This window comes from Alicyclobacillus sendaiensis NBRC 100866, assembly GCF_001552675.1.
In the GTDB taxonomy this organism is placed as follows: Bacteria; Bacillota; Bacilli; order Alicyclobacillales; family Alicyclobacillaceae; genus Alicyclobacillus; species Alicyclobacillus sendaiensis.
On record NZ_BCRQ01000008.1, the window covers coordinates 1 to 25,835 of the forward strand.

Genomic DNA, 25,835 nt, shown 5'->3' on the forward strand with positions numbered 1-25,835 from the left:
GGGTTGCGGAGCAACTTTTCGCACCCCCGCGCTTTACACGCACCTTATAAGGCTTGAACACAGAAAACGCGCGCCGGTTGTTCTTCGGCGCGCCTGCGAAATTCTATCCTGTTCATCTCCGCTGCAGGGACGAACCTCTATCCAACGAACCAGCTTATCCCCGACTCCCGTGATAATAATCCAGGAGGCGCTCCTGAACCCACTGCTTATTTTCCGTGTCAGCAAATTCCCGCTTTGCCTCCGAAGAGGAGCGAAAATCCACTTCGTGCGAAAACACTGAGCCCTGCAACTCTCCACCCTTCACCGGATGACTCCTCGTCATCTTCACCACTCCCCCAGGGTTAAATCCGTTGTTCCTTCTGCGTTGATCTACAACAGATGATGTATAACAGATCTGATTTGACTCTATTGTATTAGTTACACCCCGAAAAGTCCAGCGATTTTTCACCCAATTTCGAACCAAGATTCCGCCCGTTCACTCGGCCAAATTTGATCCCTGACTCCAGCAAAAATGGGTGCGCACGCATGGCAACGCCGCCCCATACCCGCGGCACGAGCGCGTACAACTCGTGTCTCGCTCGCGTCATCGCAACGTACAACAAACGACGTTCTTCATCGGAATCCAACGTCACGTCGAACGGCACCGCCATGTCAAGCAGCGCGACGACATCCCACTCCTTGCCCTTGCTATCGTGAAATGTGCGAAATTCGATCCCCTTCGCGAGGAGATCCCATTCGCCTCCGAATGCTCGGCGAAGCTCTGTCCACGCGAGCGCCAACTGGCTGCGCGTGCGGGCAAGAATCGCCATCGACTGCCTTTCAAGCGTCGCGCGCCGGATCAACTGCGCGGCAAGCCGCCATTGCGCCGCACGGTCCTGGACCTCACATGCGAGGCAGACTCCCTCCGCATCGCGCACGCCCCGTAAAGGCTTGTCCACGCGAATCCTCACGTGGCGAATTAATTGCCCCGCATGGCGCAGGATGGCTCGGTCGGAGCGAAAATTCGCGGTGAGCAAATATTGTTGCGCGTTGGGGAGCACTTCAGCCGCACGCTGGAGGTACACGGGAGAAGCGCCTCGGAAGGCATAAATCGATTGGTCATCGTCGCCAACCACGAAGGCGAAAGCGCCGGTTCGTTCTACAAGGGACGTGAGAAGAGCCCACTGTAGCCCATTCGTGTCTTGAAACTCGTCCACCAAAATATAGCTCATTTGAAAGAGCCGGCTCTTCGCCGACGATCCCGACTCCAACAGGTCAATCGAGGCGAGGAGAATGTCGTCATGGTCCCATCGGCTCCTCTCCCGCTTTCTGCGGACATAAGACGCCAAGATTCTCTTGCTCTTCTCCTCCACCTCACCCTGCTTTTGTCCACCGACCGTCCGGCTGTACAGCGTGAGATACGACTGGATCTCGTACATACTGGTGGCATGGCGTTCACCGAACACGTCGGCTATGGCCTCTCGCATGAGCGCGTATTGCTCGCGCTGACCGAGCACAGGATACACTTGGCGATCCGCCTCCAACAGCGCTCGGAAAAAGACGGCGTGAAACGTACCCATGGCGCACGACTCGGCATCCACGGTGCGGAGTCGTTCGTGCTTACGCAACTTTTGACGCATGTGTTCAGCAGCCTGCCGCGTGAACGTCATGGCGAGGATGCGCTGCGCGGGAATTCGACCCGTTGCAATGACCTGAGCCAGATGCTCCGTCATGACGGTGGTTTTTCCACTCCCAGGCGCCGCCACCACCACCGCCGACGAAGCGCTCTTGGGTTCGATCACGGCCCATTGTTCTTCCGTCCACATCGAGATCCCCCGTTCCCATTCAACACCTCGAAGGCACCCGCGTCGATGACGGCGAGGAGAATTCCATCGCTCGCAAAGAACGCCCCCGGGCAGGCGACTTCTTTGCGTGTGATATCATGGAACGGTCGAGGGGGAGACGCCGTGGCCATCTACGCAATCGCAGACTTGCACCTGGATACATCGAATACCAAGCCGATGGACGTATTTGGACAGGAGTGGCGAGATCACGCTGACAAGATCGCGCGTCACTGGCATGAGCGAATCCAAGATCACGACATCGTCGTCATCCCAGGCGACATCTCTTGGGCGATGAAGTTAGAAGAGGCCGCGCCCGACCTGGCGTGGATCGGACGCCTTCCTGGCCGAAAGGTGCTCATTCGAGGAAATCACGATTTTTGGTGGGGAGGAATTCAGCGAGTTCGAAGGGCGCTGCCACCACGCGCATACGCCCTGCAGAACGATTGCCTTGTCCTTGACAACGTGTGTTTCGCAGGCACTCGAGGATGGACGTTGCCCCATCACCCCTCGTACAACCAGGAACAGGATGAACCCATCCTCAAGCGGGAGATGGTGCGCCTCGAGTTGTCGCTGAAAGCAGCGGTGAAACAGGAAAAGCCGATTCTGTGTCTGATGCATTACCCGCCGGTGGACGCGAATCATCCACACTCACCATTTCATGAATTGCTCGTTGCCTATGGCGTGCGAGCATGCGTATACGGTCATTTGCACGGGCCTGCGCATCGGTTCTCGTTCAATGGCGAGATCGACGGCGTCCAGTACCAGCTGGTTAGCTCCGACTATCTGCAATTTATGCCGTGGAAAGTCCCTGACGAGTGGATCGAGCCCTGATCCGACGCTCTCGGTACGAGCAGAAACACGCCGTAGCCAAGCGTGTGGCCGAAACGCTCCATCCACGCGAAGTGCTCGGCCAATGCCATCCCGACCTCCGGATCCGCGATCATGGCGGCGTGGACATCCTCCACGAGACAAAACGGCGTTGCCTCCTGTTCGAGACTCCGGATGTCGCCCGCGCGCAAGATCACGGGCTGAAAGCCCGCCGCGAGAAACCACTTCCTCCAACTCGAAAGTGTGGGCACCTCGCGGGCTCCGTAGACGCGCGCGGCTTCGTCGTGCCATCCCGGCGGGGGATCCGTGGGCGCCACCATCTCGACAAACAGAGCAAGTCCGCTTGTCTTCAACACGCGGCGAACTTCTCGCAACACAACGGGAATATCCGCGAATACAAGGACCGATTCGCCGATCACGGCGTCAAATGACGCAGGCGGCCAGGGCAAGCGATCCGCCGAGCCCACGACCGCGTTCACCGGGAGATGCGCCTGTCGCGCTCGGGCTCGTACGTGATCAATCATTTCCTGTCGGACGTCGAGCGCGGTGACGCGCATGCCTCGTTGAGCGAGCGCCAGGGCCGTGCCGCCTGTGCCACATCCCACCTCAAGCACGGAGGCCGCCGCCGATAGAGGTACTCGCTCAAGCCACCACTCAGTCAACGCCCATCCGCCAGGGTGCGCACCGATGATGCCTGCTCGGCCCAAGGCATCCAAGTAGTCCATCCCAGGTTCCCCTTGCTGAATCCTATGCGGCGAACTGGCGGGTGGTCCGGGCACTTGCGCAGGCAGGAGAACTGGTATACTTAGGCACAAAAGGAGGGGCTCTCTTGACCCGAATCGTTCGCATCTACGAGGCTTGCGTGGAGCCTCCGGGTGACGTGATGTTTCTTCCTTCGGCGCTCATGATGTTGCTTGAGAACGGACAGTCCCACATCTACAGCGAGAGTTCCATGCACAATTTTTGGCGATCCGCTTGCACTCGCCACACATGGGCTGAATTGGCGGACGGGATCGTGATTGATGGACATCATGTCCGGCTGGTCGACATCACCGCTGAAGTTGAGCAACTTGTCCCGCGACCTACCTGGACGATCCACTGCATCATGCGAGCATGGTACGAGCAAAATCCGCGTCAACGCTTCTATCTGCGGCGCCACATCCATCGCGGCTCTTGAAGCAGCCGACACCCGCGAGGCGATGGGTAGGTGCACCATCCGGCCCCTCCTGGTCACACATCGCCCAGGATGGCCTTGACGCGCTGGCGGAGCACGTCGGCAGCGATGGCAAACCCAATTCCTTGGGAGCTTTGAGAGACGGCCGTGTTCATCCCGATGACCTCGCCGCGCAGGTTGATGAGCGGTCCGCCGCTGTTGCCGCGGTTGATGGCGGCGTCCGTTTGAATGAGGTTGGGGTACTCTCGATCACCTATCTGCAGCGGCCGGTTCTTCGCGCTCACAATCCCGACCGTCACCGTGTGGTCCAGGCCGAGCGGAGATCCGATGGCCACGACCCACTCGCCGACCTGCACATCTTTGCTGTGGCCAAGCCGCAACACCGGAGAGGGTACAGGGATATTCGCCCAAAGGACAGCGATGTCGTGCTTCCGATCTCGCCCGATGAGATCGGCTTCCACCAGGTCCTTGCGCCCGAACACCCGCAGCATGATCCGATCCGCTTCCGCGATGACGTGTTCGTTGGTGAGAATGTAGCCCTTGGAATGAAACATAAATCCCGTGCCGATGTTGAGGGCTGTGCGCCCTTCTCGCGGCAAAGGCCGCTCCCACGGGAAAAAGAGCGCGCGGTCTCGATAGGGGGTTTGGATGACTTCAATCCCCACAACGCACTTCTTGTATCGCTCCACAAGCCGGACGAAGTTGGGGAGATGAGGCTGAGCGGCACGCTTGCCCGGCGCGGAATGAGTCTTTTTCACCTGTCATCACCCCTTGGCGGGATCAAGGCCGATCCACGATGCGCTGTTCATTGTATTCGCCAAGCGGATGACGCGTGCCGCGTGCCACTAAGCCTCGAAGGTCCGGTATCTCACGCCATAGTTGCCTCGCCGCGTGCGGTAGACCTGAACGGACGAGGCGTCCAGTCGCTGACGCGCGCCGGAATCGCGTAGGTTCATCGCCACATACATGGCGACCGCCTTCGAATCGTACAGCCGCGCTTCGTAAATCCACGTCATGCGAACCCCTCCCAGCCTAGTTTGCCCCCACCTCCGCCGAACATGACGAGGCGCAGTACTCGGCGACGACTTCATGCCCCGCCCAGCGCTTCACATGGAACACGCCGTCGTCGAACAAGAGGTATTGACCTTTGATCCCTCGAATCACGCCGCCCACCGGCTCGTCCGAGGTCAGCGCAAGCGAGTGGAGCGCGATCCTGAAGCCCGGTTCCCGGGGATACGCAAGACGTTCCGGCCGCAGATCGGCAACCAAATAGGGACGGTAGCTTTCCGCGATAGAAGCCTGGACTTCGCGCGCCACCTCCGCGAGAGGTCGATCCGGCCCGGCCTCATCAGCCAACATCTTCCTCCAATTCGTCTTGTCAGCCATCCACTGTGCAATATGAACTTCCAGATCTCCGGCGGTCTTCCGATCCGGAACCTCGGCGATCACGGCGGCCTCCACCGCGCCCTGATCCATCCATCGCTTCAGCTGGCGCCCCTTCCGCGTGATCCCCACCTTGAAACCGCTGCTCCACGCGACGTACACATAATGAGGGACCATGCAGTGTTCGGCCGCAAATCCCGCGTCGCGACACGTCCCGAGGTGAAAATGGCACTGGTGCGGCTTCACGATGCACAGATCGCACTCCGCCAGCGTCCGCACGCACGGGAAGCAATACCCGTGCTGATACAGCTTCTTGACCCTTCTCCCACAGGCCACGCAGCGAAGCGTGCCCGTCGGCCGAAACACGAGGGTGTCCCCCACCGAAATGGGAATCGAACGCAAGCCGTCCTCGCTTGCCAATTTCAGTCTATACGCGATAGGCACGCCGAAAGTCGGTTCGAGTTCGCGCAAGTCGCCCATCCACAACATAAAACCGTCCCCCAGACGAAACACTACAACCGCCTTTAGCAACCTTTCAGGAAAGAGGGAACCACAGATGTACATCGCGCTCGCCGTTCTACCCGGGCTGCTCTTCCTCGCGCTGATCTACACCTATGACAAGCTCCACCCTGAACCCAAGCGGGAAGTCGCAAAGCTGTTTGTGCTGGGCGCCCTAGTGGTCTTGCCGGCCGGCGTGATCGAGCGAGCGCTCCTCAATCACGCCTCCGCCCAACCCGCCACATGGCGCGGGCTGTTGGCGACGGCCTTCTTCGTGGCCGGCATGGTGGAGGAGTTTCTTAAGGCCGCCGTGTTCGAGCGAACGGTGCTCGATCGCGGCCGTATCCATGCGCCCGTCGACGCCATCGTCTACGCGTGCGCCATAGGTCTCGGTTTCGCGACGGTTGAAAATGTCCTGTACGTCACGAGTTCCGGGTTCTGGACCGCGGTCGTCCGAGCAGTCACCGCCGTACCGGCGCACTTCATGTTTGCCATCATCATGGGATATCAGTTCGCACGCGCGCGATTTCTGCGCGCCTCACGAGCGTGGGGGTATATCGCGCCCGCCATCGCACACGGCATCTACGACACGTTCGCCCTGGCCGGATCGCTCATCGCCGACTTCGTCCTTGCCGGTGTGCTGTTCGCACTTTGCGAGTACAGCCTGCAGATTTTGCGTCGCGCCCGAAAACCCTGGCGCGTGCGCTTGGCATGAACTATCGCGGGTCGTAGCCCTGCGTGCCGAAAGGGCGCGGCCCACTGGCAACGCCGCGGAACACCAAGAGCCAGGCGCGCTTCGCGCGGTAAAGGATCATCTCGGTGCGCTCGTCCAGCATGAGCAGTTGAAACAAGTTCATGTTGGTTTGGCAATACGGACTCATGTGCTCATCCTGCAGGCGAAGGCTAAGGACGCGATGCCGATCCCGCTCGCGCAGCTCAATGCCGGCCTCTCCGCGAATGTCACCGATGTTGACTTCGAGGCGTGCGGCATCCGCTCGATTCGCCACGAGCGTCTCGTACAGTTGACGCAGAGATCGCGCCTTTCGGCTGCGATCCGTCACGAGCACGTAATGAAGCTTGTCCGAATCCACAACATCCCCTCATCTTTGTGAGAACATGCGCTGCGGCAAGACCGCCTTCGCTGCTGTTACTATACTTCACCCGGGCAAAAAAGAGAATGTGACCGCCCTTCTTCTCCGAGCAAATAGGGAACCCAATCCTCCGCGTGATCGCCCACCCACGCGATGGGGACGTTTCGCCCTCTCGCTAGCTCGTACAACTCGCGAACGGGCGTCATATGAAGTTCCGTGCCGACAATGAGCAATCCCCGCGCTTCGGCCACCCAGTCGACGGCTCGCGCAATGTGGCGCACCTCTTCGCCCTCCAAGACGAAGCCGGGGCGAAGAAACTCACCGCAGGTTGGACACGTCGGAATGGGTTCTTTCCACACCAGGTCGGACTGAAAAATCCCGCCACACGCATCGCATCTCAACTCGCGGAGATTGCCGTGCAGCTCGATCACGCTCGTGCTCCCGGCGGCCCTGTGCAGACCATCGATGTTTTGCGTGATGATGGGGACCTCTGCGCGAGCCAGCGCCAAGTGAGCTCGATTCGGACGTTTGCGCCGCCACTCGCTGACGATCACGCGATACGCGCGAAATGCCGCAAGAGGCTCTTCCCGCCAGATGGTCGGCTGAAACAAGCGCCGGAGTGGGATTCCCGCGACGGTATCGTCGACGGTCGGTAACCCACTTTCCACGCTGATCCCTGCGCCCGTGATCGCAACCAGGTGAGACTTTGGCCAAGTCCACAAATGTCGATGGACCCTCTTGGCAGACGGTTTGCCAGAACAGTAGTATAACATTCAACAAATCCTTTCCGAGGTGATGCAGATCGATCGTACATAACAGTAAAGTTTATTCCCATTTTTGCATTTACAATGAAGTCGAAGCCTTGATACAGTGTCCGTGAGTCATACCATGAGGGGTTTCGGGGAGGAGAGCCACCATGAAGGATTCCTTTGGTGCACGTGTGAGAGCCATCCGCCAGAGCCGTGGTTGGTCACAACAGGAGCTCGCCATGCGAGCGGGCGTGTCCACGCCTCACATTTCGTCCATCGAACGCGACAAGCGGCGCCCATCGTTGGATTACGCGAAGCGATTGGCCGACGCGCTCGGGGTACCTCTGCAGGTGCTGTGCGATCCTGAGATGACGTATGAGCCGAAGCGGATGCGAAATTCGGTCTACGAACTGCCGACGCCACTCCAACACTTTGTGCTCAACGAAGAATCGTTCCCCTATTTGGAAGCCGCACACCGGATGAGCCAATTGTCTAAGGAGGAGTCATCCTTTCTTTGGCAATTAATTGACGTGCTGGCCCAGAAGAAGAACCTGCTGACGAGACTGCGCTACTTCGAACGCCGTTCAGACTCCGACGAATCGTGAGTCAACAACATCTTCACCCCGTATCGGCCGCTTTTCGTCTGAAAAACCGAAATATAGCGCGCTTTGCTTGAGGACGCCACACCGGCGTCCTCAAGCCGAGCCACGCGGCAGGAAGCCTGAAACTTGGTGTCATACAGTTTGGCATCGTAAACCCAGGTCATGACGCGCCCTCTCCTTCGCCGCGAGGGTTCGGAGAAGCGAGCGGCAATACCACGGTAAACGTGGTCCCTTCCCCAAGGCGGCTTTCCACGAGAATCTCGCCGCGATGCTCAATGACGAGCTGCCGGGCGATGGCCAAACCGAGTCCGGTACCTGACCGCGACCGCGTTCGGGCTTTGTCCGCCTTGTAGAAGCGCTCGAAGATGTACGGAACATCTTCTTCCGGTATGCCGCTGCCCGTGTCGGCCACGCGCACGTAGGCGTAGTCGTGGCGAATATCCAACTCAAAACGAATGGTACCCTTCGCTGTATGGCGAAATGCATTGTCGAGCAAATTCGTAAACACTTGCTCCAGGCGATCTTCGTCGCCGTCCACCATGACGGGACCGTCCGGAATCGACACTTCGAACGCCAGATGATCCTCGTCGCTGGCAAGCGCTTGAAACTTGCGCGCCACCCTTCGCATGACCTGCGTGAGGTCGAGACGAGTGAAGTGGAGTTCGAATTGCCCGCTCTCCAGCTGCGCGAGGTTCAGCAGATCGTTGACGAGCCGCTTCATGCGCAGGGTTTCGTCGTGAATGATCTCCGTGAGCTCTTTCCGCATCTCGGGATCGTCCGAGATGTCGTCGAGAAGCGCCTCCGTGTAGCCCTGCAACATGCTGAGCGGCGTCCGGAGTTCGTGCGACACGTTGGCGATGAAGTCCTTGCGGAGCCGATCCAACCGCCTTTCCTCGGTAATGTCGCGGAGGACGCAGAGTGCGCCGCGCAAGGTCGTGCCGTCCGCTTCGTACAAGGGCAGCATCGTGATGCCGATGGTCCTCCCGTCCCAGGTGTCCTCGCGGTACACGGCATCCTGCTGCTCGCGCACGCGCACCCACAGGCTCATGAGCCGGTCGGGGAGTCTGTCCTCATCGACAATGCCTCGCTCCGCGACCGAGAGGTGGCGAAGATGACGCTTAGCCGGAGGATTTGCCAACACCACGCGGCCATCCAAATCGGTCGCGACCACGCCGTCTTGGAGTGACGAGAGAATCCGCTGCAGCCCTTCTCGTTCCATCGTCAGTTGCTCGATGGTTTCCGCCAACTGACGCGCCAACGCGTTGAAGGTATGCCCCAGCCGCCCCACCTCGTCGTTGGTCACCACGCGGACGCGCTGACGATAGTGCCCTCGCGCCATCTCCTCGGCAGCTCGCGTCATATCGACGAGTGGCCGAGAAAGGTTTTTGGAGATGACGAACGCGAATCCGGTCGCCAGAATGACGCCGAGCACAGTGTCAAACAGCACCATGTTGCGAATCTCCCGCAGCGGTTCGTCGAGCACGCTCGTGTCCTGTGACACCGCGAGGAGGCCCGGTTGTGGCGATTCAGCGACCGGGATCTGCACGTACACGGTGAGCCGGCGGACTTTGCCGGCAGTCCCGCTCAACGTGACCGGCTGGCCGCGGGACAAGGCCTGTCGTTCTTGGGGCGTCATGGAGTGATAGGCTTGTTTCAACGCCGAGTTGGCGGTATACGGAATGCCGTAGACCACCGTCGCGCGCTCCACGCGCTTGGCGATGTCGCTCGCGACCTGCTCTTTGATGGAACGATAGGCCCCCGTTGCGAGCACGGATTCGATGGTCAGGGCGAGCTGGGTGAGGCTCGCCTCTTCCCGGGTCACGATATACTTGTTGAAGACTTGCTGGAGCAAGACCGATAAAAGCGCCTGGATGACAAACACCATGCCGACAATCGTCATCCACATCTTGGCGACGATGCTGTTCGGGATCACGAGGCCACCTCGAACTTGTACCCGACGCCCCATACGGTCACAATGTATCGGCTCACCTCAGGAGAAGCCTGGCCCAGCTTTTCGCGCAGCCGCTTGATATGCGTATCCACCGTGCGCTGATCTCCAAAAAACTGATAGTTCCAGACATCCCTCAGAAGTTCTTCGCGGCTGAAGACCTTTTCGGGGCGCTGCGCCATATAGACTAAAAGGTCAAATTCCTTCGGCGTCAGGTTGACCTCTTGGCCGTTGACCTCGACGCGGCGTGCATCGATTTGAATTTCCAAACCCGGAAAGGTCAAGGTTTGGATGGCATTCCGGCTGTACTCCATTGCACCGGTGCGCTTGAGCAACGCCTTGACACGCAAGACGAGTTCGCGGGGACTGAACGGCTTGACCACGTAATCGTCGGCGCCGAGCTCAAAACCGTGCACGCGATTGGCCTCGTCGCCCGCTGCGGTGAGCATCACAATCGGCACGTTGCTGTGTTGCCGAATTTGCGCGCAGACATCTCTACCGTCCATCCCAGGCAACATCAAGTCCAGAATGATGAGGGCATACGCCTGACTCAAGGCTTTGTGAAGCGCTTCTTTGCCATCGGCCGCCTCGTCCACTTCGAAGCCGTTTCGCTCGAGGTACATGCGAACCAATCGGCGTATCCGTTCTTCGTCATCTACCACCAAGATCCGCGTCTGTGCCATGCCTACACCTCCGCCTGTGGCCCCTTGCGTCCCCATTATACGGCCATCAACGTTTGGCAAACAATGCAGCCGACCGAGCCTAAGCTCGGCCGGCCGCACATGGGAGACGCTCAGGAGGGAAACATGCGCTCGACGGAAGTCTTGAAACTCTTCCAGACGGCTTGAACGGGTTGGCCCTGCAACATCATCCGCTGAAACTGTTCAAACCTCGCGTACACGTCTGGATTCTCACTCACGTACACCTGGCGGATCGCTGGAAAGGCGGCCTTCACGTGTTCTGCGATCTGAGCCTTGGTTCGCTGCCCGGAACCGGCCCCCGACGGCGCCTGTATCGCGACATAAGCCACATCGCCCATCACAAAGGCAATGGCCCGCCGCGCATAGCCGGATCGCACCAAATTGGAAGCGATGTCGTGAGCCTCGCGAAACTTCACGGCCGCTGGATTACCCATGGCCTGTCCCACGCGATCCGCCGCCTGCCCTGCTCGCTGAATCGTGTTGGCCACCGCGTTTCCAGCCTGCTTGGTGGCCTGTGCGACGCTGTTGGCGGCTTGCGACGCGTTGTCCACTCGACCGCACCCCGTCGCCACGCACAGCGCGACGAGTGCAGCTGCCATCCGCACGAACTTGCTCATCGTAACAGCACCCCCTCACGTCTAGGATGCTGTCCAAACCCTCGTCCATACGCGCAGGCGTTCAGTCCCGACGCGGATGGCGCTCTTGTGAAGGCGTTCGCGGGGCGCGCTTATCCTGAGGCCCGCGCCGGATGGTCGGCCGTCGGTAAGGGGGAGGCACCATGCCTGCAGCTTGGTATAAAGCGACCCACTCGTCTGGGGTCAGCACGCGCCATTCCCCAGTCTTGAGATGACCGAGCGACACGGGGCCAAACGCAATGCGCTTTAGGCGGACGACGGGCAGCCCGAGGCGTTCAAACATCCTGCGGACCTGGCGATTTCTTCCTTCGTGAATCGCAAGATGGACGACGGCGACGCCGTCCTCGCCATCCGCCTGCCGCAGGACCTCCACCTTCGCCGGGGCGGTCACGCCGTCCTCGAGCTCCACCCCCTCCATCAGCGCGCGCCGGGCTTCGCGATCGACAATGCCCCGAACCGAAACGCGGTAGACTTTCTCGATCTCGCGCGACGGGTGAAGGAGCCGCTGCGTCAGTTCTCCATCATTAGTGAACAACAACAACCCGCTCGTGTCGTAATCGAGCCGACCGACCGGGTACACCCGTTCTCGCATTGGGGGCAACAGCTGCATGACGGTGCGCCGACCCAGTGGATCGGATACCGTGGACAAGTACGCAACGGGTTTGTTCAAGACGAGAACCACGGGCTGCTCAAGCTCAATGGGCACGCCATCCACCGCGATGCGCTGGCGCGACGGATCCACTTTTGCGCCCAACTCCGTCACCGTTTGGCCGTCGACGCTGACTCGCCCAGCGCGGATCAACTCCTCGCATTTCCTCCGCGACGCCACGCCAGCGTGGGCCAATACCTTCTGCAATCGTTCCATCCTGATCCGAACTCCCATCCTCCTGCGCAAACGAGCCAGGTTCACTAGACCTGTATCATACCAGAGATGAGCCACACTGCGAACACTGAGGCCAACACGCTGACGAAGTCGCTCAGGAGCCCGGCGGCGAGCGCGTATCGAAAACGATAGATCCCGACGCTTCCAAAATATACTGTCAAGATGTACAGCGTCGTGTCGGAAGACGCCTGCATGGTTGAAGCGAGCAGCCCCAGATGGGAATCAGGCCCGTGTTTCTGAAAAATGTCGATCATGAAGGCCAGGCTGCCCTGCCCGGTGATGGGGCGGAGAATGCCCATGGGCGCCACCTCGGCGGGAACGTGCAGCCAGGTCAGAACGGGATTGAGCAGGTGAATGAGCCCGTCCATCGCACCGGAAGCCCGAAACACGTTGACGGCGACCATCATCGCGACGAGATGCGGGATCAGACGAACGGCTGTGGAAAAGCCTCCTTTGGCGCCCTGCACGAACGTCTGGTACAGGGGTACCCGCTGCCACGCACCCACGACCAAGATCGAGCTCACGACGAGAGGGAGCATCCATTCACTGACCCGAGCCAATGCATCGCTCATCGAACCTGCCTCCGATGCGAAAGGGCTCGAAAGAAACGGTCGAAGGCGAGCGCCGCACACGTGCCGATGAGCGAGGCAACAAAGGTGGTGAGGACCACGGCGGAGGGATGTGCAGAATGATATTGCATGCGGAGCGCAATGACGGTCGTCGGGATCAAGGTGATGCTTGCCGTATTGAGCGCGAGAAGCGTGCACATGGCGTCCGAAGCCGTGTCTGGATGGGAATTCAGCTTCTGCAGTTCCTCCATCGCCTTGAGGCCAAGTGGCGTCGCGGCGTTGCCAATGCCCAGAAGGTTCGCGCTCATGTTCGCCAAGATGGCGCCCATGGCCGGATGATCCGGGGGCACCGAAGGGAACAGGCGGCGAGCGACGGGCTTAAGCTTTTGGGCCAGCCAAGCCACGGCACCAGCCCGCTCAGCGATGTGCATCACCCCCATCCACAGACTGATAGCGCCGATGAGACCGATGCACAGGTCCACTCCGCTTTCCGCGCCTTTCAGAATGGCACTCGACACCATCTGCATGCGACCCGTGACCATAGCAGTCGCGACGCCGGAAATGAACAACGCAAGCCAGATGAAATCGATCACGGCACGGCACCCCCTGCTGGGCGGACTTGTCCCTTACAAGGAGTATGCCGAATGTGGCAGCCGTATGACGCGGCTCACATCACAGGCGGGTCCGATGCCTTTTGCTTTGAGAAAAGACTTTGTAGCCGCTCCAACATGGCCGGCGCAAGGTCGATCAGCCGATCGTACAACTGGTTCTGGTGATCCGCGGACAAGAGGCGAACGTTGTTTCCGTTCACGATGAGGAAACCAATGGGTGTAATGGACACGCCACCCCCGGACCCGCCTCCGAACGGGAGATCCCCTTGCCCCTGCCCCTGCGCATCCCCTCCCTCAAACTGACTCCCTCCCGCGGCGAAACCAAACCCGACTTTCGAGACCGGCAAGATCACGGTCCCGTCAGGCGTCTCGACCGGATCGCCAATGATGGTGTTCACGTCCACCATCTCGCGGAGATTCGACATCGCGGTTTGCATGAGGCCTTGAATCGGATGATCCACGTCACGAAGCCCTCCTCTTCCAAGCCGTCAACAAGCGAAGTCCTGCAGCTATAACGTACCCCGTCCGAATGCGCACTATGCTCCTTGCGTAGATGGTCAACAAGGCATCCTGGAATGCGGGGGCGATGGAAACGGTCGGAACCTGGTGCATTCTCACGCGGCTCGACAGCCAACCGAGCACCGTGTAGATGGCCGCGTAGCAGATCCCCACGAGCATGCCCGTGCGCACGGATTCCCCGGCGCCCATTCGGGCTTCGAGCCGCAATTCTTCGACGTGGACGTGTGGCGCCATGCGGTCGAGCGCACGAACGGCCCGATGGGCGAACGATTTCCAGGCGCCGAGGGACATCGAGGTGCCGCGCGTGGGCTGAGGTTGAGAACCTCCCGCGTTCCGCGCGCGCTTCTCATCACCTCTCCCACTCACCCAACGCCACCGCAGCCGGACCAACCCGTACATCGCGCGAACGTGCGCGCGGATTTCGTCCGATCCCGCCCGCCTGTATTCGACCTCCACGCGGATGGGAGCCGCCATCAAAAGCGCGCACGCCGCCACACACAATCCGCATGCGACGCCGATCCAACCGTACTCCATGGGTGCAGGCACCTCACTCGCACTCACGCCCTAGGGTGCACCCAAAACCTGGTCGATATGCAATCGGTTAGTCGCGCGCGAGGTCCGACGACATCGCAAACAAATCAGGCCGACCCTCTCTTTCCGCAAAATCGGGCAACGGCGGCAGCTCGTCCAATGATCTCAGCCCAAACTGGCGCAGAAACTCCATCGTAGTCCCGTACAGAATCGGCCGCCCTGGGCCGTCCTGCCGCCCCACTTCGTGCACGAGCCCTCGGTGGATCAGTGTGGCAAGCGCGCGATCCGACTGCACGCCTCGGATCTCCTCGATCTCGGCCCGCGTGATGGGCTGTTTGTATGAAATAATCGCAAGCACTTCGAGCGCGGCCTGTGACAGGCTGGAGCGAGCAGGTTGATCCGCCATCCGGCGAAAATAGGGAGCAAACTCAGGTCGCGTCACGAGCTGCCATGCGTCTCCTGTGTGAAGCAGCGTGAGCCCCGCGCCACGCTCCTCCAGGTGAGCGGCAAGCAGGTGACACAGGTCTCGCGCCTGGCCCTCCGGAACATCGAGCACTTGCGCAATTTCTCGAGTCGTCATGCCCTCCGAACCGGCAGCGAACAACACGGCTTCCAACGCAGCGACGAGTTCCATCCTCAATCCCCCGTCCAGACAAGTTCAATGGGCCCAAACGGCTCCCCTTGCCGACACATCAGGCGACCATCCTTAAGCAGTTCGAGAATGGCGAGAAACGCGGCGACCAGCGCCTCCCGGGTAAAACGCCCGCCGAGGAGCCAGGTGAATTCTGCCGACCGATATCGCCGCATGCGTTCCGAGATCTCCTCCATCCACTCCTCGACCTTTTCGACCTTTCCGCGGATTTCCGCGACGCGCTCCGACGGCGGCAGACGAAGGTACAGCTTTCGGAACGCATCGACGAGATCCCAAAGCGTGACATCGAGTGCGTCCGCGGCGCGATCCGGCCGATACGGCCGGAGATCCATCGGCTCCCGGCTGTACACCTTCGCGTTTCGAGCGGCGAGATCGGCGAGTTGCGACGCTGCCCATTTGCACCGCTCGTACTCGAGCAACTGTTGGACAAGGGGGAGCCGCGGATCGTCTTCCTCGTCGGGTGCCGCAACGCGCCGCGGAAGCAGCATGCGCGACTTGATGGAAAGGAGCGTCGCCGCCATGACCAGAAATTCACTCGCGACGTCGAGTGACCACCGCTCGAGGTCATCCAAATATTGAAGATATTGTTCTGTGATGGCGGCAATGGGGATATCGTAAATGTCTATCTCGTTTTTGCGGATGAGATGCAAGAGCAAGTCCAGCGGTCCTTCGAACTGGGCGAGTCGAACTTCGTAGGACACCTTGCGCCTCCTCTCACGCGCCGTAGCAATACGACATCACGGCGTAGACGAGATCGGAAAACGCGCGGTTTGTGGGCGGAAGGAGAAAGATGAGCAACAAGAGCCACGGTCCGTACGCGTCCAGCCAAGCGATGGAGAGACGCCAACGCACGGGCAGCAGTGCGGACAACGCGCGCCATCCGTCGAGGGGCGGGATGGGCAGGATATTCAGGAGCACCAGGGCGACGTTCACCTCGAAGGCAAGGCCGAACACCTGCTGCAAGGTATCTGACGTCGAAACGAAAGGAATGTTTTGGATTCCAAAGCTGAGCGCCGCCAAGATGGCGTTCGCCAGAGGCCCAGCCAGCGCCACCCACGCCATGCCCGCGCGAGGACGGCGAAAGGCACCGGGATGGATCTCGACGGGACGAGCCCAACCGATGGGCGCCACCAACATGGCGATGAGGCCCGTCAGATCGAGATGGGCCGCGGGATTCAGCGTCAAGCGCCCTTGGCGCCTCGGCGTCGAATCGCCAAGCCAAGTCGCCATCGCCGCGTGCGCGAACTCGTGGACGACGAGGCTCGCGAGGACGATGGCAAAGCGCAAGATCCACACGGGACTGAGCCATGAAGCGAACAATCCGATGCCTCCTGCCGGTGAATGGATACCGGCATTATATCACGCGCGTTTACAGCGCTGATAGGCGCAATGACCAAGATACGCGCTCGAGGTCGATCCCGCCGGCGCGCGTGCACACGTGCCGAAGCCGTGCCAAAAGGTCCTGGTCGCGCGTGGCGATGAGCAGCCGGTTTTGCGCGGTGAGCGGAACGCCCACGGGAAGATCCAGCAGCACCGGGAAGGCCGGGCGCATGGCGTCCAAAAAGCCTCTCACATGGGCGGATCGGTATCCGGACGCGATGAGATTGTACACCACCGTGCCCCGACTGGACGTCACGCGAGCCAGACACGACGCCGTCTCCGGCGCAAGGCAGGGCTGATAGATGCTCTGCTTCAGATACGCGTCCACGAAAATGAGATCGTAGGTGGCCGCGTGTGGCGACGAGACAAACTGCACACCATCGCCAATCCAATAATCGGCCTCGCGGTGAGAAGGGGCCTGAAAAAACTCTATCCCCAGGGAAAGCACCGTCTCGTCGATCTCGACGCCATGAAGCGCCGCCTGTGGATGCAACCGGTGAACGTGGTGAAGGCTTGTCCCCGACCCCACGCCGATCGCGAGGAACGCGCGGATGGGCTCATGTGCCTCGACGAGGGCCGTGAACGCGCGCTGGTAGGGAAAGACGGGGCGCTCGGGGCGGGCGAGATCGAGCGCCCCCTGCCAGCCACCGTCTCGGCCGAAACGCATCTGGCGAATGCCTTTGTCTTCGATGACCTCGATCCAACGATGAACCGTACCCGGTCCGGCGTACAAAAGCTTCGTACCCTTCATCCCCTGTCTTGCGCGAATGTCCATGCAGGCTATTATACTGCACGCGGCGCGCGTGGCGGAGCCATCACGCCATCGACATCGCCGGTCGGCGCCAGACGCGCGCGATCATCGGCCAGAAGGGGCGCACGAAGCCAAAGAACATCTGAAACATGCCAAAGTAGCGGAAGATTCGGGGCAGAAACGCCAGGATACTGAGCACGTCGTCTCACCCCCTCCATCGCCTACTGGATTGTATGCCGCGGAGCGTGTGGCGTTGTGGGCGACGGTCCTCCGGCGTGAGATCACGCCGCCCCGCGCGCCAGGCGAGTTCCATGAGGACCCATTCGATGGCACACGTGGTGACGGGCGCGCCTCGGGCGGGCGCGTCGAGCCCGCCCATTTTCCCGATGTCTCCGATGCCCACGATGAGCGGCACATCCAAGCCGGATAGCGCGTCCACGGTGTCGCCGGCGACGAGGTACGAGCCCGTCTCACGCCCTTCCTTATCCACGGCCCGCTCCACGCGGCGACCATTCCGATCCACGCTGAAATCGACGGGCGTGCCTCGCACACCCGACGTGTGCGACGCGACGGCCAGAATGGCGGCGATCTCGACGGAAGGATGCGCGGAGAGGACTCGCAGCGCGGACTCACCGCTGGCCTCAGCCGGATCGCCGTTGTCGTCGAGCATGACGATGACCGGGTCGTGCGGCGCTTCCTGGACGCAGCGCACGAGTTCCACGCCGCTCATCCGCGTGGGATTCCCTCGGCTCTGCGCGACGAACGAACACCCCGTGCGCTTCGCGGCAAGGTCGAGTGCGCGAGCGGCCACGCGATCGCCGTCCGTAACGACAATCACGCGCCGGGTGTCCGACCTCGGATGGTTCAAGCGCGTCACCCCTTCGGTTTGGCGAACACGGCGGCCAGAAACGCAAACACGATGGCCGCCGAGATCCCCGCGCTCGTGACCTCGAAAATGCCGGTGATCACGCCAATCAGCCCGTGAACCTTCGCCTCGTGCAGGGCGCCGTGCACAAGCGCGTTGCCAAAGCTCGTGATGGGCACGGTCGCCCCCGCCCCGGCGAACTTGATGAGCGGGTCGTAGACGCCCAAACCATCCGCGATGGCACCAGCCACGACGAGCATGGACATGACGTGACCCGGCGTGAGTTTGGTGGTGTCCATGATCACCTGTCCGATGGCACAAATCGCGCCCCCCACGACGAACGCCCACAAGAATGTCCACGCCGACATGTCAATCCCCCCGTTCGAATGCGATGGCGTGCGAGATGGATGGAATCGTGTCCCCTTGCTGAGCGCTCACCTGTGACAGAAGCGCTCCAGTGGCACACACCAACAGCCGGTGAAGACGTCCGCGCTTCATCTCCCGAAACAGGTGACCGAACGTGACCAGGGTGCTGCACGCTGCGCCGCTGCCGCCTGAAAAGACCTCCGGTTGATGCTCGTCATAGATCATCGCGCCACAATCGTTCACCCGCTCCTCGACAGCAGCCGGGGACGCCACCCCGTGCTCAACGAGCAGGTTGCGCAAGATGCGAAGCCCGACGCGGCCGAGATCGCCTGTCACGACGAGATCGTAGTCGTCCAGAGAACGGCCCGTGTCCGCGAGGTGCTGCCTTAGGGTGTCAAACGCCGCCGGCGCCATCGCCGCGCCCATTTCCCACGGCGACTTGACACCGAAATCGGCGATTTCTCCGATGGTCGCGTGCGTGACTTGCCATGGTCCACGACCTCGCGCGAGGACGGCCGCACCGGCCCCAGTGACGGTGCGCTGGGCCGTCGGCGGGCGCTGAACGCCGTACTCCGTGGGATATCGGAACTGGCGCTCGGCGGTGCTTGTGTGACTCGACGTGCCCACCAGGACGACGTCGGCAAACCCGGTCGCCACCGCCAGGCTGGCCACGGCCAATCCCTCACAGAGGGAGGCGCAAGCGCTGTACACGCCGAGCATTGGCCTGGCCAGAGGCCGAAGTCCCATGTAGAACGACGTGAGTTGTGCGTTGAGATCCCCGCCAACGACGAGATCGACATCGTTCGCACGGATGGCCGCTTTTTCACACGCGATCTCAGCGGCGCGGCGAAACATTGTCTGCTCCGCCCGTTCCCAGGTGTCTTGGCCAACGCGATCGTCATTCAAGGAGAGGTCGAAGCTGTCCGAGAGCGGGCCTTGCGCCTCCAAGGTGCCGGCGACGGTCGAGGTGGCGATGACCGCCACCTGGCGTTCGCCCAAGTCCCACGTGGAACGCCCCAGCCTGGCCATGCCTCATCGTCCCTTCTAGAGGTGCTCCACCACGTAACGGATGAGCGCGATAAAGAACGCGCTGACGACGCCGTACACGATGACGGGTCCCGAGACCTTGAACATGTTGCCCCCGATCCCCGCGACAAATCCTTCGCTGCGGTGTTCCATCGCGGCAGACGTCATGGTGTTGGAAAAACCAGTAACAGGAACGGCCGAACCCGCTCCGGCCCACTGGGCAAACCGATCGTATACCCCGATGGCGGTAAAGATGGCAGCGAGCAGGATCAGCACGGCCACCGTCGGATTTCCAGCCTCGGCCGGCTTGAAGCCCCCATACCGCACGAACAGCGCTTGGATGACCTGGCCAAGTTCGCAGATGAGCCCGCCGACGACGAAGGCTCTCGCCGTGTTTCGGACCACCGGCCGTCCCGGGGTCAGGCGACGCGCAAGAGCCTGATATCGGGCTCGTTCCTCAGGCGTGGCGATTGGCATACAAATCCCCCCATCTGTTCTCATCTACGTAACATGCCCCAAAGGCACGAAAAAAGCCGCCGTTAGGCGGCGTCAAGGTTTTCCATGTTCCATCATTCTAATTCCTGGCGAATTTGCTGAAGGATTCGCTTTTCCAAACGCGACACCTGTACCTGAGAAATGCCCAGGACGCGAGCCACATCACTCTGCGTTTTATCGCGGAAGAACCGCATGTACACAATAAAACGCTCGCGTTCGGGAAGTCGCCCGATGATCTCGTGCAACTCCACTTTGTCGAACTTGCCCTCGGTCTCCTCGTCCGCAATTTGATCCATCAGATAGATGGGATCGCCATCGTTTTCGTACACCGTCTCGTGAATGGACGCCGGCGCGCGAAGGGCCTCTTGGGCAAAGACGATTTCCGACGGCTCCATGCCCATGGCCTCGGCAATTTCCGTGATATGGGGCTGGCGCCCGAGTTCCTTGGCCAACCGATCTCGAACGTGGCGAATTTGCTTCGCCGTCTCCTTGAGGCTTCGGCTGACCTTGACCGTGCTGTCGTCCCTCAAGAACCGCTGGATCTCGCCGATGATCATCGGGACAGCATAGGTGGAGAACTTGACGTCGTAAGACAGGTCGAACTTGTCGACGGCCTTCATCAAGCCAATGCACCCAATTTGGAAGAGATCTTCCGCATCATAACCGCGCCCCAGGAATCGCTGAACCACGGCCCACACGAGGCGCTGATTGTGGACGATGAGCCGCTCCCTCGCTTCCGCGTCGCCGCGATGGCTTCGCTCCAGAAGCTCCCGGACCTCTTCGTCGGAAAGTTTCTCATACTCATTCACATGGTGTGGAACGGGACGCTCCTTTGCCTGATCCACGTGCGACCCCCCCTTACATCACGTCAGGGGCAGTGCGGAACGTCTTGATGAGCGTGACGCGCGTTCCTTCTCCTGGCTTTGACTCGATCTCGAGCTTATCGACAAACGTCTCCATGATGGTCATGCCCATGCCCGACCGCTCGAGCTCGGGGCGGGACGTGTACATCGGCTGTTTGGCGAGATCCACGTCGGGAATGCCCACGCCCCGGTCCTCGACGGTCACGTGCACCCGATTCCCGTACAGGGCGCACTCCACGACCACTTCGCCGATCTCGTCCGGGTACCCGTGGATGATGGCGTTGGTCACGGCTTCCGACACCGCCGTCTTCAGTTCCGTCAGCTCTTCCATCGTCGGATCGAGGGGCGCCACAAACGAAGCGACCGCCACGCGAGCCAGCGACTCGTTCTCCGACCGGCTCGGAAACACAAGGCGCAGATAGTTGTCCACGCGCACGTCTTCGGCCACGCGTTCCACCGCGATCACGCTCCCAGGATGGCTGCCACCGCAGCTTCTTCAGAGTCGTAGACGGGAATCACCTTCAGCAATCCGGACATTTCGAACAGCCGTCTCAACGTCGGATTGACTTCACACAGCGCCATCTTGCCTCCGTGCTCGGAGACCGTGCGATATCGGCCCAAAATCAGCCCGAGGCCCGAACTGTCCATAAAGTCGATGTTGCGAAACGACATGACCAGGCCCCGGTATCCGTGTTCTGCCAGCTGTTGTTCGATGCGGTCTCTGATTTGCTCCACCGCGTGGTGGTCGAGCTCTCCCTTCAGCTCGATGACCACAATCCCTCGCTCCAATTTGGTCTCGACGGACACCTTGCATCCCCTCTCCTTATGCGGTCTGGTCAAGAAATTCACGGCCTAAACGGGGAATTCCTGCCCATTGACAAAAGTAGTGGTGAATCTACTGAATTCGACATCCAAGCGATGACGCGCGAATGTCTCTGGCGGTACAATGGAAAGGAGAAGATAGGAGGCGAAGTATGGAGACGCTCGGTCAAAAGATCCGCGCGCTTCGCAAGGCGAAAGGTATGACCCAGTCCGAGCTCGCTCGCGGACTCGCGACGGCCAGCATGATCAGCCAGATCGAATCCGACAGGACGATGCCGTCCGCGCAACTGTTGGCACAGATCGCAGAGCGCCTCGAGGTCGATGTCTCCGAGTTCCAGCGAGAGCTCGCGGGCTCCTCGGAGGAAGCGCACACCTACCGCCGCGCCAAGCAGCTTGCAGAGCAAGGTCAATACGAGGAGGCCATTCGGCACTTTCTCTCGCTCTCCTGGCCGCTCCACTCGCAGTTTCGCCCCGAACTCGTCTTTCAGGATATGGGCGACTGTTATCTGAAGGCCGGCGATTACGAACAGGCCGCTCGGCTTTACGACGCGCTGGTGTTCGCCGGGTTCGCGCGCGGCGACATGTCGAGCGTCGTACGGGGTTACTATTACGGCGCACTCGCGCGGCGCCGGTTGCAACGAGATGAGGAGGCCATCCTGTACCTGCAGCGCGCGCGCCAGGCGCTTGCAGCATCCGGACTTCAGATGCCCCTTCGCCTGAAGATCGAGATGACCCTCGCGCGGCTTCTGCTTCAATATGGTCCCATGGAGCAGGCCAGAGCCCTCTACGAAGGGATCCTCGCCCGCGATGCGGAACCGATGTCCGCCGTCGATCGCGCCCATGCCCACCACGGGCTCGCGTGTGCAGCGGCGGCCCTCGGCGACTACGGTGCGGCTGTGCACCATGCGCGGCGCGCCATCGAACTGCACGAGGACGCCGGCAACAAGGCTTTGGCGATGCGCTGTCGCATCAATCTGGGGGCGTTCTTGCGACTCGGCGGAGACGCCGCGGGCGCCCTGTCCCATCTCGCGGATCTCGAGCATCGGGTCAGCCCTCGCGACGAAGTGCTCAAGGTCGCGCTGGATCACGAATTGGCGCTCACGTATGAGGCGCTTCAACGACCCGCCGAGGCCGTGGCGCGCGTGTCTCAGGCGCTTTCGACGACCCGCGTGGCCCCCGAAATCCGCGCCCAACTTCACCTGCTCGCGGCCGCGCTGAGCCTCAAGTTGGGCGATCTCGACCGGGCCGAGGCGGAACTTCAGGCCCTGGACCGGCTTGTCGACGAGCGCCCTGACGTTGCGCCGCCAGGCTATCTACACCTCAAGGCCGAAGTATACCTGTGCAAGGGGAACACCTCGGAGATCCTCGAGCTCTGCGAGGAGGCGGTCGCGCGGGCGGCTCAGTGCGCGCGCGAACCAGCATGGAGCCTGCCGGATCGGTTCTGGGTCGTTCCGCGACCGAACACATTTCCCAGCCAATAAAAAAAAGCGCGCCCAATCGACATGGTTCGCGCCGCCTGGGGCGGCGCGTCCCGATCGGCGCTCGAAGGCGTGTTCAACGTGCTTGCCCGAAGGTAATGACTTTCTTCACCGTCTTGCCGAGACTTTGGAAGAATGTGGCCTTCGGCACGTCGTCCTTCGCGACCAGCGGCACATTCGCCACCACCTGGCCAGCGGATTTCACGAGAACCCGTCCCACCACCTGGCCACGGGACACCGGGGCTTTCAGCGTCATCCACTGGACCTCCGTCGTGTACGCAGTATGGCTGGAACGCTCGGTGACAAACGCGACGGGCTCGGCCGTCACCGCATCGACGCGATCGCGCGTGCCGCGTTTGACCGCGACCTGTCCGACCACGTGGCCGCGGGGATACACCTGAACCGACTTATAATGCGCAAACGCGTAATTCAGCATTGCCGCAATCTCGGCATTTCGCACCGTGGGTCTCGGCTCGCCCATCACCACGGCGATCACGCGAAAACCATCGCGCTTCGCTGTGGCCGACAGGCAGTACTTCGCCTCTTGAGTGTAACCCGTCTTGAGCCCGTCGACGCCGTCGTAAAAGCGGACGAGCTTGTTGGTGTTCACCAGCCAAAGCGGATGATCCGTGTCCTTGCGCAGGTAATCGCTGTACACGGACGTGAAGGCTGTGACCTCGGGGTGCATCAAAAGCGCTCTCGACATGACCGCGATGTCGTGCGCGCTGGAGTAATGGTTGGGAGCCGGAAGCCCGTTGCAGTTCGCGAAGTGCGTATCGGTGAGCCCGAGTTCCTTCGCGCGCTGGTTCATGCGCGCAACGAACGCCTCCTCGCTTCCGTCCAGGTGCTCGGCCATGGCCACACAGGCGTCGTTGGCCGAGGCGATGGCGATGCCCTTCACGAGATCCCGCACGGTCATCGTCTCGCCGGGTTCGAGAAAGATCTGCGAACCGCCCATGCTCGCGGCTCGCTCGCTCGCCTGGACGCGATCAGTCCACTTCAGCTTGCCGCTGTCAATGGCTTCAAAAATGAGAAGCAGCGTCATGATCTTCGTGATGCTCGCCATGGGCAGCCGCTCATGAGCGTTTTTCGCGTAGAGCACCTTTCCGGTCGCAAAATCCATCAGGATTGCGGATTTCGCCTGTTTGGCGAGATCGACGCTCGTGACAGGCGCGGATTGCGCCGATCCGACGTCCCCTGCCTCGCGAGTTTGAACGACTGCGGGCGCTCTGGCCGCGAGGGCAATCTCGGGCGCGGCGCTCGCCGCGAGGAGACACAGAGCGGAAACGCCGAGCCCGAGGGCGAACGAATGCCGCTTCATCCTGCAACCTCCTCTCTCGGAGTCCACCGATTCGAAATCGGCGTTAGTGTGTGCAAGACGAAGCGGCACTACACGCGCGGGGGAGATAGGGTCATGCAAGGCCGAGATCGCGGAGAAACGACCTTCCCACGGATGGCGTTGGCACGCCAAAGTATTCTGCCACGGTCGCGCCGAGATCGGCGAAGGTGTCGCGCTCGCCGAGGTCAATCGGCCGATCCATGTTCACGTGGTAGGCGAGAATGGGGACGCGTTCGCGCGTGTGGTCGGTCCCAGGGACCGTTGGGTCACAGCCGTGATCGGCCGTGATGATGAGGAGGTCATCCGAGCCGAGCCGCGCGAGCACCCCCTCGAGATCCGCGTCAAACGCCTCGATGGCGCGGGCGAACCCGACCGGGTCGTTTCGGTGCCCGTACTTCGAATCAAAATCCACCAGGTTCGCGTAGATCAGACCCGAGCGCTCGTGGTCCATCGCCTCCACGACCTTTCGCATGCCATCCCGATTGTCCGCGGTGTGCACCGCGCGCGTGATCCCGCGGTGGTTGTAGATGTCTGCGATTTTGCCGATCCCGACGACGGGGTATCCGGCGGCCTCGATCTCGTCGAGCACCGTCGGCCCGAAGTCCAGCGAATAGTCCCGCCTGCGATCCGTCCGCACAAACCGCCCGGGTTCGCCGACGAACGGCCGCGCGATGACCCGGCCTACGGCGTGCGGACCGACCAGGATGGATCGGGCATATTCACACCAGTCGTACAACGTCTCCACCGGTACCACGCCTTCGTGCGCCGCGACTTGGAAAACGCTGTCCGCCGAGGTGTAGACAATGGGCCTGCCCGTCTCAAGATGCTCTCGCCCGTACGCCTCGATGACCCAAGTGCCTGATGCGGGGCGATTGCACAGGACCGGTTTGCCCACGTACCGCTCAAACGGCTCGATGATCTCGGGCGGAAACCCGTTCGGATACGTCGGCATCGGCTGGGAAAGCACGATGCCCACGAACTCGAGGTGGCCGTTCGTCGTGTCCTTGCCGCAGGATTTTTCGATCATCGTGCCGTACCCGCCGACGCCGCTCGGCGCCACGCCGGCGATGGCCGCAATTCGCCCGAGGCCGAGGCGTTCGAGGTTGGGCACGCGCAGCCCCCCCACCGCCTCGGCGACGTGCGCGATGGTATTGCTATGCACATCCGCCTCTCCGTACTGCGCGGCATCCGGCGCCGCGCCGATTCCACAGCTGTCGAGAACAATCCAAACGACGCGCTTGTCCAACCCGTAT

34 protein-coding genes are annotated in these 25,835 nt (G+C 61.2%); 5 read left to right on the forward strand and 29 right to left on the reverse strand.

From position 1 onward, the window contains the following. Positions 1-413: 413 nt before the first annotated feature. On the reverse strand, positions 414-1,805 hold the full coding sequence (locus tag AS26_RS02740) for a UvrD-helicase domain-containing protein (protein ID WP_062305941.1): 1,392 nt from the start codon (positions 1,803-1,805) through the stop codon (positions 414-416). 141 nt (positions 1,806-1,946) lie between these two features. Between AS26_RS02740 and AS26_RS02745 the strand changes: the two genes are divergently transcribed. Beyond that, the gene (locus tag AS26_RS02745; protein WP_062305943.1) at positions 1,947-2,654 is read left to right on the forward strand and encodes a metallophosphoesterase; all 708 of its coding nucleotides are present in this window, start codon (positions 1,947-1,949) and stop codon (positions 2,652-2,654) included. On the opposite strand, the gene AS26_RS02750 is transcribed toward AS26_RS02745, so the two are convergent. Beyond that, positions 2,603-3,376, reverse strand: coding sequence for a class I SAM-dependent methyltransferase (locus AS26_RS02750; protein ID WP_062305944.1), 774 nt, complete (start codon positions 3,374-3,376; stop codon positions 2,603-2,605). The genes AS26_RS02745 and AS26_RS02750 overlap by 52 nt on opposite strands. A gap of 104 nt (positions 3,377-3,480) precedes the next feature. Here AS26_RS02750 and AS26_RS02755 point away from each other — a divergent pair, with 104 nt between their 5' ends. Next, positions 3,481-3,828, forward strand: a complete 348-nt coding sequence (locus tag AS26_RS02755; protein ID WP_062305946.1) for a hypothetical protein — start codon at positions 3,481-3,483, stop codon at positions 3,826-3,828. 53 nt (positions 3,829-3,881) lie between these two features. Here AS26_RS02755 and AS26_RS02760 read toward each other — a convergent pair whose 3' ends face one another. From AS26_RS02760 to AS26_RS02765, 3 genes are all read right to left on the reverse strand, one after another. Further along, positions 3,882-4,583, reverse strand: coding sequence for a S1C family serine protease (locus AS26_RS02760; protein ID WP_062305947.1), 702 nt, complete (start codon positions 4,581-4,583; stop codon positions 3,882-3,884). Positions 4,584-4,670: 87 nt separating this feature from the next. Further along, positions 4,671-4,841, reverse strand: coding sequence for a hypothetical protein (locus AS26_RS14390; RefSeq protein WP_169793464.1), 171 nt, complete (start codon positions 4,839-4,841; stop codon positions 4,671-4,673). Between the two features lie 16 nt (positions 4,842-4,857). Continuing rightward, a complete protein-coding gene (locus AS26_RS02765; protein ID WP_062305949.1) occupies positions 4,858-5,697 on the reverse strand; it encodes a DUF2797 domain-containing protein in 840 nt (279 codons plus the stop codon). A gap of 67 nt (positions 5,698-5,764) precedes the next feature. Between AS26_RS02765 and AS26_RS02770 the strand changes: the two genes are divergently transcribed. After that, positions 5,765-6,421: a PrsW family intramembrane metalloprotease gene (locus tag AS26_RS02770; RefSeq protein ID WP_062305951.1), complete on the forward strand. Its 657-nt coding sequence runs from the start codon at positions 5,765-5,767 to the stop codon at positions 6,419-6,421. Position 6,422: 1 nt separating this feature from the next. Here the strand turns inward: AS26_RS02770 and AS26_RS02775 are convergent, their stop codons facing one another. Then, entirely contained in the window at positions 6,423-6,797 is a 375-nt protein-coding gene (locus tag AS26_RS02775; protein WP_062305952.1) for a hypothetical protein, read from the reverse strand. Positions 6,798-6,856: 59 nt separating this feature from the next. Then, positions 6,857-7,465, reverse strand: coding sequence for an SIR2 family NAD-dependent protein deacylase (locus AS26_RS02780; protein WP_245629573.1), 609 nt, complete (start codon positions 7,463-7,465; stop codon positions 6,857-6,859). 248 nt (positions 7,466-7,713) lie between these two features. Here AS26_RS02780 and AS26_RS02785 point away from each other — a divergent pair, with 248 nt between their 5' ends. Next, positions 7,714-8,151, forward strand: coding sequence for a helix-turn-helix transcriptional regulator (locus tag AS26_RS02785; RefSeq protein WP_062305955.1), 438 nt, complete (start codon positions 7,714-7,716; stop codon positions 8,149-8,151). A gap of 157 nt (positions 8,152-8,308) precedes the next feature. Here the strand turns inward: AS26_RS02785 and AS26_RS02795 are convergent, their stop codons facing one another. The 20 genes from AS26_RS02795 to spoIIAA form a co-directional block, all read right to left on the reverse strand. Continuing rightward, on the reverse strand, positions 8,309-10,081 hold the full coding sequence (locus AS26_RS02795; RefSeq protein WP_062305959.1) for an ATP-binding protein: 1,773 nt from the start codon (positions 10,079-10,081) through the stop codon (positions 8,309-8,311). Continuing rightward, positions 10,078-10,779 (reverse strand): response regulator transcription factor, encoded by a 702-nt coding sequence (locus AS26_RS02800; protein ID WP_062305960.1) that lies wholly within the window; start codon positions 10,777-10,779, stop codon positions 10,078-10,080. Before AS26_RS02800 ends, AS26_RS02795 begins: the two co-directional genes overlap by 4 nt. A 110-nt stretch (positions 10,780-10,889) precedes the next feature. Next, entirely contained in the window at positions 10,890-11,414 is a 525-nt protein-coding gene (locus AS26_RS02805; RefSeq protein WP_062305962.1) for a YhcN/YlaJ family sporulation lipoprotein, read from the reverse strand. Positions 11,415-11,475: 61 nt separating this feature from the next. After that, positions 11,476-12,297, reverse strand: coding sequence for a pseudouridine synthase (locus tag AS26_RS02810; protein WP_062305964.1), 822 nt, complete (start codon positions 12,295-12,297; stop codon positions 11,476-11,478). Between the two features lie 44 nt (positions 12,298-12,341). Then, the gene (locus AS26_RS02815) at positions 12,342-12,887 is read right to left on the reverse strand and encodes a spore maturation protein (protein WP_062305965.1); all 546 of its coding nucleotides are present in this window, start codon (positions 12,885-12,887) and stop codon (positions 12,342-12,344) included. Continuing rightward, a complete protein-coding gene (locus AS26_RS02820) occupies positions 12,884-13,477 on the reverse strand; it encodes a nucleoside recognition domain-containing protein (protein WP_062305967.1) in 594 nt (197 codons plus the stop codon). Before AS26_RS02820 ends, AS26_RS02815 begins: the two co-directional genes overlap by 4 nt. 74 nt (positions 13,478-13,551) lie before the next feature. Then, positions 13,552-13,956 carry a GerW family sporulation protein gene (gene ytfJ, locus AS26_RS02825; protein ID WP_083515960.1) on the reverse strand — a complete coding sequence of 135 codons (405 nt, stop codon included), beginning with the start codon at positions 13,954-13,956 and terminating at the stop codon, positions 13,552-13,554. A gap of 1 nt (position 13,957) precedes the next feature. Then, positions 13,958-14,548 carry a DUF2953 domain-containing protein gene (locus AS26_RS02830; protein WP_062305968.1) on the reverse strand — a complete coding sequence of 197 codons (591 nt, stop codon included), beginning with the start codon at positions 14,546-14,548 and terminating at the stop codon, positions 13,958-13,960. 67 nt (positions 14,549-14,615) lie between these two features. Then, positions 14,616-15,179: an SMC-Scp complex subunit ScpB gene (gene scpB, locus AS26_RS02835; RefSeq protein ID WP_062305970.1), complete on the reverse strand. Its 564-nt coding sequence runs from the start codon at positions 15,177-15,179 to the stop codon at positions 14,616-14,618. Positions 15,180-15,181: 2 nt separating this feature from the next. Beyond that, a complete protein-coding gene (locus AS26_RS02840) occupies positions 15,182-15,898 on the reverse strand; it encodes a segregation and condensation protein A (protein ID WP_062305972.1) in 717 nt (238 codons plus the stop codon). Positions 15,899-15,911: 13 nt separating this feature from the next. Continuing rightward, positions 15,912-16,517 carry a site-2 protease family protein gene (locus AS26_RS02845; RefSeq protein WP_062305974.1) on the reverse strand — a complete coding sequence of 202 codons (606 nt, stop codon included), beginning with the start codon at positions 16,515-16,517 and terminating at the stop codon, positions 15,912-15,914. A gap of 49 nt (positions 16,518-16,566) precedes the next feature. Beyond that, on the reverse strand, positions 16,567-17,328 hold the full coding sequence (locus AS26_RS02850; protein ID WP_245629574.1) for a spermidine synthase: 762 nt from the start codon (positions 17,326-17,328) through the stop codon (positions 16,567-16,569). A gap of 64 nt (positions 17,329-17,392) precedes the next feature. Continuing rightward, positions 17,393-17,527 (reverse strand): hypothetical protein, encoded by a 135-nt coding sequence (locus tag AS26_RS14820; RefSeq protein ID WP_281176936.1) that lies wholly within the window; start codon positions 17,525-17,527, stop codon positions 17,393-17,395. Positions 17,528-17,533: 6 nt separating this feature from the next. Then, on the reverse strand, positions 17,534-18,196 hold the full coding sequence (locus AS26_RS02855) for a stage V sporulation protein AE (RefSeq protein WP_245629575.1): 663 nt from the start codon (positions 18,194-18,196) through the stop codon (positions 17,534-17,536). Between the two features lie 5 nt (positions 18,197-18,201). Continuing rightward, the gene (gene spoVAE / locus AS26_RS02860) at positions 18,202-18,561 is read right to left on the reverse strand and encodes a stage V sporulation protein AE (RefSeq protein WP_062305977.1); all 360 of its coding nucleotides are present in this window, start codon (positions 18,559-18,561) and stop codon (positions 18,202-18,204) included. Position 18,562: 1 nt separating this feature from the next. Continuing rightward, complete coding sequence (gene spoVAD / locus AS26_RS02865) at positions 18,563-19,588, reverse strand: stage V sporulation protein AD (RefSeq protein ID WP_062305979.1); 1,026 nt, start codon at positions 19,586-19,588, stop codon at positions 18,563-18,565. Positions 19,589-19,603: 15 nt separating this feature from the next. Next, positions 19,604-20,062: a stage V sporulation protein AC gene (gene spoVAC, locus AS26_RS02870; protein ID WP_062305981.1), complete on the reverse strand. Its 459-nt coding sequence runs from the start codon at positions 20,060-20,062 to the stop codon at positions 19,604-19,606. Positions 20,063-20,154: 92 nt separating this feature from the next. Continuing rightward, the gene (gene sigF, locus AS26_RS02875; RefSeq protein ID WP_062305983.1) at positions 20,155-20,925 is read right to left on the reverse strand and encodes an RNA polymerase sporulation sigma factor SigF; all 771 of its coding nucleotides are present in this window, start codon (positions 20,923-20,925) and stop codon (positions 20,155-20,157) included. 13 nt (positions 20,926-20,938) lie between these two features. After that, positions 20,939-21,400: an anti-sigma F factor gene (gene spoIIAB / locus AS26_RS02880; RefSeq protein WP_062306063.1), complete on the reverse strand. Its 462-nt coding sequence runs from the start codon at positions 21,398-21,400 to the stop codon at positions 20,939-20,941. Positions 21,401-21,405: 5 nt separating this feature from the next. Continuing rightward, on the reverse strand, positions 21,406-21,750 hold the full coding sequence (spoIIAA, locus tag AS26_RS02885) for an anti-sigma F factor antagonist (RefSeq protein WP_062305985.1): 345 nt from the start codon (positions 21,748-21,750) through the stop codon (positions 21,406-21,408). 167 nt (positions 21,751-21,917) lie between these two features. Here spoIIAA and AS26_RS02890 point away from each other — a divergent pair, with 167 nt between their 5' ends. Continuing rightward, positions 21,918-23,246: a helix-turn-helix domain-containing protein gene (locus AS26_RS02890; protein WP_062305986.1), complete on the forward strand. Its 1,329-nt coding sequence runs from the start codon at positions 21,918-21,920 to the stop codon at positions 23,244-23,246. Between the two features lie 73 nt (positions 23,247-23,319). Here AS26_RS02890 and AS26_RS02895 read toward each other — a convergent pair whose 3' ends face one another. Continuing rightward, positions 23,320-24,564, reverse strand: a complete 1,245-nt coding sequence (locus tag AS26_RS02895; protein WP_062305987.1) for a D-alanyl-D-alanine carboxypeptidase family protein — start codon at positions 24,562-24,564, stop codon at positions 23,320-23,322. Between the two features lie 91 nt (positions 24,565-24,655). Beyond that, the gene (locus AS26_RS02900) at positions 24,656-25,828 is read right to left on the reverse strand and encodes a phosphopentomutase (RefSeq protein WP_062306064.1); all 1,173 of its coding nucleotides are present in this window, start codon (positions 25,826-25,828) and stop codon (positions 24,656-24,658) included. Positions 25,829-25,835 lie beyond the last annotated feature (7 nt).

Excerpts from the sequence above, each read along its gene's own strand:
- AS26_RS02785 (WP_062305955.1), top strand. The coding sequence starts at position 7,714 with ATGAAGGATTCCTTTGGTGCACGTGTGAGAGCCATCCGCCAGAGCCGT.
- AS26_RS02895 (WP_062305987.1), bottom strand. The coding sequence starts at position 24,564 with ATGAAGCGGCATTCGTTCGCCCTCGGGCTCGGCGTTTCCGCTCTGTGT.
- AS26_RS02765 (WP_062305949.1), bottom strand. The coding sequence starts at position 5,697 with ATGTTGTGGATGGGCGACTTGCGCGAACTCGAACCGACTTTCGGCGTG.
- AS26_RS14390 (WP_169793464.1), bottom strand. The coding sequence starts at position 4,841 with ATGACGTGGATTTACGAAGCGCGGCTGTACGATTCGAAGGCGGTCGCC.
- scpB (WP_062305970.1), bottom strand. The coding sequence starts at position 15,179 with ATGGAACTCGTCGCTGCGTTGGAAGCCGTGTTGTTCGCTGCCGGTTCG.
- spoVAC (WP_062305981.1), bottom strand. The coding sequence starts at position 20,062 with ATGCCAATCGCCACGCCTGAGGAACGAGCCCGATATCAGGCTCTTGCG.
- AS26_RS02830 (WP_062305968.1), bottom strand. The coding sequence starts at position 14,548 with ATGGAGTACGGTTGGATCGGCGTCGCATGCGGATTGTGTGTGGCGGCG.
- AS26_RS02770 (WP_062305951.1), top strand. The coding sequence starts at position 5,765 with ATGTACATCGCGCTCGCCGTTCTACCCGGGCTGCTCTTCCTCGCGCTG.
- AS26_RS02890 (WP_062305986.1), top strand. The coding sequence starts at position 21,918 with ATGGAGACGCTCGGTCAAAAGATCCGCGCGCTTCGCAAGGCGAAAGGT.
- AS26_RS02800 (WP_062305960.1), bottom strand. The coding sequence starts at position 10,779 with ATGGCACAGACGCGGATCTTGGTGGTAGATGACGAAGAACGGATACGC.
- spoVAE (WP_062305977.1), bottom strand. The coding sequence starts at position 18,561 with ATGTCGGCGTGGACATTCTTGTGGGCGTTCGTCGTGGGGGGCGCGATT.
- AS26_RS02805 (WP_062305962.1), bottom strand. The coding sequence starts at position 11,414 with ATGAGCAAGTTCGTGCGGATGGCAGCTGCACTCGTCGCGCTGTGCGTG.
- AS26_RS02810 (WP_062305964.1), bottom strand. The coding sequence starts at position 12,297 with ATGGAACGATTGCAGAAGGTATTGGCCCACGCTGGCGTGGCGTCGCGG.
- AS26_RS02850 (WP_245629574.1), bottom strand. The coding sequence starts at position 17,328 with ATGAAGGGTACGAAGCTTTTGTACGCCGGACCGGGTACGGTTCATCGT.
- AS26_RS02740 (WP_062305941.1), bottom strand. The coding sequence starts at position 1,805 with ATGTGGACGGAAGAACAATGGGCCGTGATCGAACCCAAGAGCGCTTCG.
- AS26_RS02750 (WP_062305944.1), bottom strand. The coding sequence starts at position 3,376 with ATGGACTACTTGGATGCCTTGGGCCGAGCAGGCATCATCGGTGCGCAC.
- AS26_RS02815 (WP_062305965.1), bottom strand. The coding sequence starts at position 12,887 with ATGAGCGATGCATTGGCTCGGGTCAGTGAATGGATGCTCCCTCTCGTC.
- spoVAD (WP_062305979.1), bottom strand. The coding sequence starts at position 19,588 with ATGGCCAGGCTGGGGCGTTCCACGTGGGACTTGGGCGAACGCCAGGTG.